Below are 9,622 nucleotides of genomic sequence, written 5' to 3'. Positions count from 1 at the left end.
CTGTGATATAAATTGAAACGCCGTATACGCGAACCGTACGTACGGTGTTGTGAGAGGGGCGAAAATAATACATTTATTTTCCCTCTACTCGATTGGCAACTATCGGGGCAGGATAGTTCAAGAGTCCATAAGGAGCTGTTCAACAATTGGGCCAGGTTGCGAAGGAAGAATTGCTGACTTTACAAAAGGTAAATTAGTTAAGGATAAATAGTGGTGAACCGAAAAGAAGGCGCATTTGAGTGGGGCTATTATTTGGAATTTAATGCATAAGATTTGGAACCAATGCTCATTTCAAACGTAAGTAATGTAAAAGACTTAAGGTTGGGAGGCAAAAGTATGAGGCAGCTTTATATAAAGCAAAAGGTATTCAGTCTTAGCGGGAAATTTACAGTAAAGGATCAGCAGGAGAAGGATATATATTACGTGGAGGGAAGTTTTATGCAGGTTCCAAAGACTTTCTCCATTATGAATACAGCAAGAGATGAAGTAGCACTCATTACGAAAAAGGTGTTCAGCTTTTTACCAAAGTTTTTGGTTGAGGTGAATGGTCGAGAGGTATTAACAATAAAGAAGGAATTATCCTTCTTAAAAGCACGATATACAATTGATGCGGCAGGCATTGAAGTACATGGTAATTGGTGGGATATGGATTTTCAAGTTTTACAGCATGGTAAAATCGTAGGTAAAGTGGGCAAGGAGTGGTTCACTTGGGGCGATAGCTACAAGGTTCAAATAATAGATGAAGAGATGGAAACCATTATTATTGCACTCGTTGTTGCAATTGATTGTGTGAAGGCTGATCAAGCAGCAGCTTCCTCAGCATCGAATTAAAGTAGAAGTGTAGAATTAAAAGGCTGACAGTTTTTAAAAAATCACTGATTGAATAGGTGCGGTGAACCGTATCATAAATAAATAACAAGGCCATTTGGTACCAAGGTTTTATATTCGTTCTTCAGTAATCGGGCGCGATTCTTGAATAAGGTTCGCTTTTCTTATAGAATTAACAGGCTGAAGATTGGAGCTGTCTTTAAGACAGCTTTTTCCTTATGAGGGGGAGGTTAGCTTAAGAAGGAACTATGATAAAATTACAATAAACAATGTACATAGAAACAATAAAGGTTCTAATCCAAGGAGATTTTTATGAATAATCACTGCTGCGAAACTATGAAAGACCAAGTTAATATTAAGTGCAAAATTCACGTTAGCTCATTTGATTGTCCAGACATTTTGATTACCTATAATAAAAAGTTTGATGAATATGGGTTAATAATCCACGATGGAGGCAGTTCAAGTATAGAGATAACATATTGTCCCTGGTGTGGCTCGAAATTACCTGATTCTAAAAGAGATTTATGGTTTGAAATCCTTGATCAATTAGGATTTGATGACCCAGTTGAGCAATCGATTCCAGAGGAATTTAAAACAGATAAATGGTATAAAAAATAGTAAACGAGCAGAAGATTCACTAGCTTGTTGAGAGAAACTTTGGGAACTTTTTTCTTATTTGAAACAAAATTTGTTAAGGATCACTAAAAATAATCGTTAATTACTTACACATCTTTTTCCACCATTGCTGAATAAAATCCTCGCCAAACCTTCTTAACATGCCAAATAACTCTATATCTCAAAACCTTCTTTTATCAGAAACTTTATCAATTCCAGTTTATTCGTAGCTTCAATCTTTCCAAAGATATTATTAAAGTGTTTTTTAACAGTATGATTACTAATCCCTAACCTTTCACTGATTTTGAAAGTATTAAATTTAAAACCATAGAATAAGTATTAGAAGTGAAAAGGAGCTTTCTTCTAGTTTTCGTTTTATCTCCAACTTTCTTCCTTTATATCATGAATTTCTTATAAAAAGACATCAAGTTTCTTTCCTGCTTAAATAATAATCGAAGGTGAGTGAACATGAAAAATAGAATAAAAACAAAAATGATAAAAATACTCAGTGGAAACAGGGAAAATAGATTAATCGTTCAAGTTGCAGATACTCAAAGAAAAAGAGAAAAGGGCTTAATGTTTGTTGGAAAGTTACCCGAAAATGAGGGGATGTTATTTGTGTTTTCAGAAAAAATATATGGTGGCTTTTGGATGAAAAATACATTAATTCCTTTATCTATTGCTTTTCTTGATTCAGATGGGGAAATTTTAAAAATACTTGATATGGAACCTTGTAAAGAGGATGAATGTCCTACCTATGAACCAGAGCTTTCTTATCATTATGCAATTGAAGTGAATCTTGGATGGTTTGAAAAGAATCAAATCAAAGAAGGGGATTATGTAAATCTTGATTGAATTCATCTCATCTAACTCCTAGTTCTTAAGGTGAGGTGATTTTTTTATGGATATTTATGCTAATATCACTAGGTAGATTGGTGAAGAAATGTACTTAACTAACGGGTGCATAGCTAAAGGTCGGAGCTGTCTTTAAGGCAGTTTTTTTATTATATTTAAGGAGTTTTGCTTATGGAATTCACATTATTTCTTGAGGCAATTAATTCAGAAGAAACAAACACTTAGATGATTTTAAGAAAATTGCTGCTACTCATAAAGTTTTCATGTCTGTTTCTGAAATAGAAAAGTATTAGAAAATTGATTGATAGATAATTAAAACCAGCCTTGTTAAGCTAATAGGTGCTTTCCAATAAGGAAGATTACTTCTTATGGAACTAAAGGGGAGATAGGTTAATGGATCCAACTAAATATTATTAGAGCATGTTTTGATTAATCTTTTTTCAAAACATGCTCTTTCTTTTTGTTCAGTTATCAAAAGGTCTTGTATTAATATGATTAAACTTTGTTTAAAGCTGACCTATGTTGGAACTGCAATTTTTATTCGTAACGGGATTAATAATTTATTCTTATAACTTTATAGTATTTCAATATTTTACTGAATTTTTGAAAAATGGTACATTATTTACTATATTTACAAAAAAATACACGGGAGGTTATGTACGGAATAATCCGGAACAGTTTATAAAAGCTATTTCTTCTTTCTCATTCAATGATAAAAAGGGAAAGCTTATTCTATTTATTGAAATATTGTGTGATGGTGCTATTAATCTTTCGTTCAGGGAGGGCAACCTATGAAAAAGTTTTTTGCTTTTCAAGTGTTAATTGCATTGTTTATTGGGGCACTTATCGGACATTTTTTTCCTGAACTTGGCCAATCCTTAAGACCGATTGGCGACGCTTTTATTCATCTCATTAAAATGATTGTTGTACCTATTGTTTTCACTACTATTGTCATTGGTTCATCAGGCGACGGAAACATAAAAAAAATGGGTTCATTAGGACTTAAAACAATTATTTGGTTTGAATTTATTACCACCCTGATTCTAGGTATTGGTCTTTTACTTGTTAACATTTTAAAGCCTGGTGCCGGGCTTAATTTGTCCCATCTTGCCCAGAAAGATATCACACAATTAAATGAAAGCGTTACCAAAGTTATCGATTTTAAAACGATGCTTGTTAACATTATTCCAAGCAACATTGTTGATGCGATGGCAAAAAGTGATTTATTAGCTGTTATATTCTTCGCTATTTTATTTGGTGCAGCTGCGGGAGCAATTGGTAAACAGGCAGAGCCGGCAATGAAGTTTATGGAATCAGTTGCAAATATCATGTTTAAACTGACACAAATGGTGATGGTAACTGCACCGATTGGTGTACTCGCTCTCATGGCAGCCTCTGTTGGTCAGTATGGTATCGCTCTTTTAATCCCTATGGGCAAGTTGATTGGGGTTGTGTATCTTGGGCTTGCTATTGTTATTTTCGGTCTGTTTCCCGTCATTGCTTGGTTCTTGAAGATTTCATACTTTAAAGTGTTTCGAATGGTATGGGATCTGTTCCTCATCGCATTTTCTACCACAAGTACGGAAACGATTCTGCCCCAGTTAATGGATCGAATGGAAGCATACGGTTGTTCGAAACGTGTTGTTTCGTTCGTTATTCCTTCTGGGCTATCATTGAATTGTGATGGTTCCACATTGTATCTTTCTGTTTGCTCCATTTTCTTAGCGCAGGCATATGGCATCCCGATGGATTTTGGCCAACAGTTGATTATAATGGGGGTTCTTGTTGCAACTTCAAAAGGAATTGCGGCAGTTCCATCCGGTTCGCTGGTTGTCCTTTTAGCCACAGCCTCAGCGGTAGGGCTTCCTGCAGAAGGCGTCGCAATTATAGCAGGCATTGACCGTGTGCTGGATATGGCACGTACTGCTTGTAATACTCCTGGGCATGTTCTCGCTTGTATTGTGGTTTCAAAGTGGGAAAAAGAGTTCCGACAGGAAGAATGGGTTAAAGCTCAAACCGAAAAGTCAAGCATTCGGCAGGTACCACCAACATTTTGATGATACGTTAACAGCATCATTACATCAGAAGTATTGGGAAAAGCAATGATACAAGTAGCAAGGACCTGCTATCCTTGCCCCATTGTTGAAAGTCATAAGTTAAAGGGGTTTGAATGGTCATCTTGAAGACTTTTTTTGAATTGTATAGCTCTTGGGTAGGTGAAGAAATTGAGAAGCGAGAAGGCGAGATAACTCTTAGAATCAATGGCTTTGACATTGTTCAGGTAAAAACGTTAGTGAAAGTTGAGAAATAAAGTCTTCCTTCACTAACGGCTGCGTTAGCTAAATCGGAACTGCCTTTTATGAACTGCACCCCAATTGTTAGATGTTGTCTAACAATTGGGGTGCAGTTCACTTTGGCAGCTCTTTTTCTTATGGAGCTAAGGGGCAGTTTACTTCAATAACTACAAAAGTAAAAATTTGAATACTATAAGTATCATTGTTCTTTTGATTGCATAATAAAGAGCACCCAAGGGGATGCCCTAATATTACAAATTATTTTTATCCTTCAACTTTATTTTGTTTTTCCATTTTCTTTTGCAGAACGATAGGTAGTATTTGCTACTTCAGCAAGTGATAATATGGTTTCCAGGCAATCAGTCTCAGCTATTACCAGTCCTAGATCTTTAGACATGAGTTCGAGTATAAATACAGAAGGGAATTCCTCTTTACGGTACATATCTTTTTTTCCTTGAAATAGGCGAGTATTAATTCTGAAAGCATTATTGGAAAAGGTATGAGAAACATTATTATTAATGTTTGCGTTGGCCTTAAATGATTTTTGTGTTTTTAAAGGTGAAAAGGAAAGTAAATATTAAAGTCCATACTTTGTTATTTTTTTGTATAGAGTAACTCTTGAAAAGCCTAATTCCTTAGCTGCCAATGTCTTATTACCGTGCGTTTTTTCTAATGCATTTTTTATTCGTTCTTTTTCTATTAAGCTTATCTCATCTTGAAATGTGATAGTAGCATTTTCAAACGTTATTTTTTTTGACCTTTGCGGAAGAATATTCAATATATCACTGGCTTGTAATACAGCGTCATCAGTCATGACCACAAGTCTTTCTACAAAATTTCTTAATTCTCTTATGTTACCAGGCCAGTGGTATGAGGAAAATAACTCCATGATATCATTAGATAGAAATTGTACTTCTTTTTGATATTTAATAGAGAATTCTTCTATAAATAAATTTACCAGCTCTGGAACATCTTCTAATCTCTCTCGAAGTGAAGGAATATGAAGTGGAACCACATTTAGACGATAATATAAGTCTTCTCTGAATTCCCCTTTTTCCACCATCTCCTCTAGCATGCTGTTTGTAGCTGCTATTACCCTTATGTCTACCTTGATTGCTTTTGTGCCACCTACTCTATATATTTCTCCTTCTTGAAGAGTTCTCAAGAATTTAACCTGGATATCTAAAGGCATTGTTCCTAATTCATCTAAAAAAAGTGTACCACCATTTGCTTCTTCTAATTTTCCCGCTTTGCCACCTTTTTCAGCTCCTGTAAACGAACCTTTTTCATAGCCGAAGAATTCGCTTTCAAATAAAGGGGAAGGGATTGCACCACAATTAATAGGAATAAATGGTTTTCTTTTTCTAGAACTTGACTCATGAATGGCCTGTGCAAAAAGTTCCTTCCCTACACCGCTTTCTCCTAATATCAGAACTGTTGCATCCGTTGTTGCTACTTTAATAGCGGATGCCTTTATCTGATTAATAATTTTGCTGCTGCCTTTTATGCTAGAGAACGGTAAGTTTTTAGCCTGATTAATGATTTGCTGTTTTAAATCTTGTAGCTTTGAGTTTGTAACGGAAAGCTTATCATTTAGTTTTACGGTAGCTGTAATATCACGATCTACCGATATAGCGCCAATCAGGTTGCCACCATGGTTAAAAACAGGAGAAGAACTGATTAAAATATGCTTATCAGGCCGCGGTTGATGATAAACATCAAATATTGGCTGTTTGCTTTTTAAGATTTCGTACAATTTAATATCCTTCATTTGAAAATAGTTCTCTATGTTTTTCCCTATTATTTCATTTGATTTAATTTGATAAGTATTTTCTGCTGCTTCATTCCAGTAAACAACCCGCCCCGTTTTATCAACAGCCGTGACTGCATCTTTACTGGTTTTTAAAATAGCTTCTAAATAAAAAAGGATATTATCTCTACTAAAATCCGCTATTTTGATCTGCCTCCTTTTACAGCTCTTTTTTGTAAGTTTACAGGTTTACAATATGTAAAAAATATTTACACTTTTTATAATATTTTAAAAATGAAGTCTATTCAATATTTATATTTAGAGTTTGATTTTTTTTTTATTATTACGTATTAATCTTGCCATTGTACTATCCCTTTAACTCAGCTCTATCCGTTCAGAATAAGGAACAAACACGTTATATAAAAGAGAATGACTTATTGTTAATTTTGTTTTTTTTGATCGCAGTAAAGCTGAAAAAAGTTTTTGGCATGCAAATTGCATTATGTCTAATAGAACGCAAATCTTTGTGAAAAAAGAGAAGGTGTAGTGATGATCAATTTTTCTAAGTTTATTGAAACAATCGATACCCACACAATGGGCCAGCCAACAAGAATTATTGTAAGTGGGGTTCCAAAAATTTCAGGAGATACAATGTTAGAAAAAAAAATAATTTAAAAAAAGAAATACCTTGGTTAAGAAATTTATTAATGAACGAACCACGCGGTCATCAGGATATGTTTGGGGCTATTCTTTGTGAACCTTCTCAAGAAGGTTGTGATGCGGGCTTAATATTTATGGACAGCGGTGATTACCTTAATATGTGCGGTCATGGCACAATCGGTACCATTACTGCAGGTATACAGTTTGGCTTGTTACCTCAAAAGGAATTGTTTTTTCTTGATACACCGTCAGGCAAGGTAGAATGCACAGTTAAATATAAAGATCAGAAAGTTAGTCAAGTGTCGTTCCGGAATGTGCCATCTTTTGTTCTTGAAAAAAATGTGAATGTTTTTATTGAAGGCTATGGAAGCATCAAATTAGATATTGTATTTGGCGGCAGCATATTTGCTATTGTAGACGCGTCACAATTTAATTTGAAATTAGAAACAAGCGAAACTCTTGTCTTATCTAAACTTGGTATGAGAATAAAACAAATACTTAATGAGCAATTTTATTTTGAGCATCCTCAAAACCCCAATATTTGCACGGTGGATCTTATAGAGTTCAGCTTAAAAAAGGAGAAGAATCATTATCGTAATGTTGTTGTTTTTGGGAATGGACAAATTGACCGTTCCCCATGCGGTACAGGTACTTCAGCCAAATTAGCAACCCTGGATCTTCATGTTGGTGAAAGTATTATTCAAGAAAGTATTATCGATTCCAGGTTTATAGGTAAAGTAGTTGGGAAAACGACAGTATCAGGTTTCGATGCCATTATTCCTGAGATTACAGGGGCAGCCTGGGTTACCGGATTACATCGATTTGCTTTAGAAGAAACCGATCCATATCAACAAGGCTTTACCTTAAATCAACAGTTTGTATTGGAAAATGCTTAATGCACAGGAAGCCGATGACAGTGAAGTATACCTATATGGCTTGCTTCACTTGACCAAAATTTGATGAGGTTTCCACATTATTTATTAAGCCTGTTTACGAACTTATTATAAAAGGAGAAAACTACATGACTATGAATACTACATTACAAGAAAAATATAAGCACGAGCCATTCACTGATTTTACGATTGAAGAAAAAAAAAATGCATTTAATCAAGCATTAAAAGTTGTTCAATCAGAGATGGGTAAAGGCTACCCCCTAATTATCGGGGGCGAGTCGATTACAACAGATGAACAAATCATTTCGATTAACCCAGCTAATAAGGAAGAAGTAATTGGAAGTGTTTCCAAAGCAAATAAAGAGTTGGCTGAAAAGGCGATGCATGCTGCGCTAGTTGCTTTCGATACTTGGAAAAAAGAAGATCCTGAAGTACGGGCGAATATTTTATTTAGTGCAGCAAAGATTCTCCGTGAACGAAAACATGAATTTTCTGCTTATCTAGTGAAGGAAGCCGGAAAGCCATGGAAAGAAGCGGATGCAGACACGGCAGAAGCGATTGATTTTCTGACTTTTTATGGACGCCAAATGATGCAATTAAAAGGGGGGGCTCCTGTAGAAAGTAGAGAAGGAGAAGCAAATACTTTTAATTATATTCCACTTGGTGTAGGGATCATTATTTCCCCATTTAACTTTCCATTGGCGATTATGGCTGGAACTGCGGCAGCAGCTATCGTAGCAGGGAATACCATTCTTTTAAAGCCGTCGAATAATACACCTGTAATAGCAGCTAAATTTGTGGAACTATTACAAGAAGCTGGCCTTCCTGAAGGAGTAATCAATTACATTCCAGGAAGTGGTGCAGAAGTAGGTGATTACCTTGTTGATCATCCTAAAACCCGCTTTGTATCTTTCACTGGTTCACGTGAGGTTGGCTGCCGTATTTATGAACGTGCCGCAAAAGTACAGCCAGGCCAAATCTGGTTGAAGCGTGTGATTGCTGAAATGGGTGGAAAAGATACTGTTGTAGTAGATAAAGATACTGATTTAGATTTAGCAGCATCCTCGATTGTGTACTCAGCATTTGGATTCTCGGGGCAAAAATGTTCGGCTGGTTCACGTGCGGTTGTACACCAAGATGTCTATGACGAAGTTTTAGAGAAAGCAGCTGCTTTAACAAACACGTTATCAATCGGTAATCCAGAAGACATGAATAACTACATGGGGCCAGTTATTGATCAAGCTTCTTTTAACAAGATTACAAAATATATTGAAATTGGAAAAGAAGAAGGCAAGTTGATAACAGGCGGTGAAAGGGACGACTCTAAAGGCTACTTTATTCAGCCGACAATTTTTGCTGATGTAGATGAAAAAGCGCGCATTATGCAGGAAGAAATTTTTGGTCCTGTTTTGGCTTTCTGTAAAGCCCGCGATTTTGATCACATGATGGAAATAGCGAACAATACGGATTATGGGCTAACTGGAGCGTTACTCTCAAATAATCCTGATCATATTAAGCGAGCAAAAGAAGAATTTCATGTAGGAAATCTTTATTTTAACCGTGGCTGCACAGGAGCAATTGTTGGCTACCAGCCATTTGGTGGTTTTAACATGTCAGGAACAGATTCGAAGGCAGGAGGCCCTGACTATCTTATTTTACACATGCAGGCAAAAACGATTAGTGAAACAATTTAAGAAATAAGGCAGCTTTTATGCTGCCTTTTATAG

General features: G+C 35.7%; 8 protein-coding genes and 1 pseudogene. 6 read left to right on the top strand and 3 right to left on the bottom strand.

Features of this window, described 5'->3' with window-relative positions; genetic code table 11:
* The first annotated feature begins 336 nt into the window (after positions 1-336).
* Positions 337-831: an LURP-one-related/scramblase family protein gene (locus ACQKKK_RS09525; protein ID WP_427615817.1), complete on the top strand. Its 495-nt coding sequence runs from the start codon at positions 337-339 to the stop codon at positions 829-831.
* 309 nt (positions 832-1,140) lie between these two features.
* Positions 1,141-1,446, top strand: coding sequence for a DUF6980 family protein (locus tag ACQKKK_RS09520; RefSeq protein WP_427615815.1), 306 nt, complete (start codon positions 1,141-1,143; stop codon positions 1,444-1,446).
* 171 nt (positions 1,447-1,617) lie between these two features.
* On the opposite strand, the gene ACQKKK_RS09515 is transcribed toward ACQKKK_RS09520, so the two are convergent.
* Positions 1,618-1,746 (bottom strand): LuxR C-terminal-related transcriptional regulator, encoded by a 129-nt coding sequence (locus ACQKKK_RS09515; RefSeq protein ID WP_427615853.1) that lies wholly within the window; start codon positions 1,744-1,746, stop codon positions 1,618-1,620.
* A gap of 165 nt (positions 1,747-1,911) precedes the next feature.
* Between ACQKKK_RS09515 and ACQKKK_RS09510 the strand changes: the two genes are divergently transcribed.
* Both ACQKKK_RS09510 and ACQKKK_RS09505 read left to right on the top strand, forming a co-directional pair.
* On the top strand, positions 1,912-2,298 hold the full coding sequence (locus ACQKKK_RS09510; RefSeq protein WP_427615814.1) for a DUF192 domain-containing protein: 387 nt from the start codon (positions 1,912-1,914) through the stop codon (positions 2,296-2,298).
* A gap of 791 nt (positions 2,299-3,089) precedes the next feature.
* Positions 3,090-4,355 (top strand): dicarboxylate/amino acid:cation symporter, encoded by a 1,266-nt coding sequence (locus tag ACQKKK_RS09505; RefSeq protein ID WP_427615813.1) that lies wholly within the window; start codon positions 3,090-3,092, stop codon positions 4,353-4,355.
* A 514-nt stretch (positions 4,356-4,869) separates the two neighbouring features.
* On the opposite strand, the gene ACQKKK_RS09500 is transcribed toward ACQKKK_RS09505, so the two are convergent.
* On the bottom strand, positions 4,870-5,034 hold the full coding sequence (locus ACQKKK_RS09500) for a hypothetical protein (RefSeq protein ID WP_427615811.1): 165 nt from the start codon (positions 5,032-5,034) through the stop codon (positions 4,870-4,872).
* A 135-nt stretch (positions 5,035-5,169) separates the two neighbouring features.
* Positions 5,170-6,546: a sigma-54 interaction domain-containing protein gene (locus ACQKKK_RS09495; protein WP_427615852.1), complete on the bottom strand. Its 1,377-nt coding sequence runs from the start codon at positions 6,544-6,546 to the stop codon at positions 5,170-5,172.
* A 345-nt stretch (positions 6,547-6,891) separates the two neighbouring features.
* Here ACQKKK_RS09495 and ACQKKK_RS09490 point away from each other — a divergent pair.
* Positions 6,892-7,898: pseudogene (locus ACQKKK_RS09490) on the top strand (proline racemase family protein).
* A gap of 131 nt (positions 7,899-8,029) precedes the next feature.
* Positions 8,030-9,589, top strand: coding sequence for an L-glutamate gamma-semialdehyde dehydrogenase (gene pruA, locus ACQKKK_RS09485; protein WP_427615851.1), 1,560 nt, complete (start codon positions 8,030-8,032; stop codon positions 9,587-9,589).
* The last annotated feature ends 33 nt before the right edge of the window (positions 9,590-9,622 follow it).

It is taken from the genome of Peribacillus sp. NPDC006672 (assembly GCF_050274955.1).
GTDB lineage: Bacteria > Bacillota > Bacilli > Bacillales > DSM-1321 > Peribacillus.
This window is presented reverse-complemented; position numbering and strand designations above follow the sequence as displayed.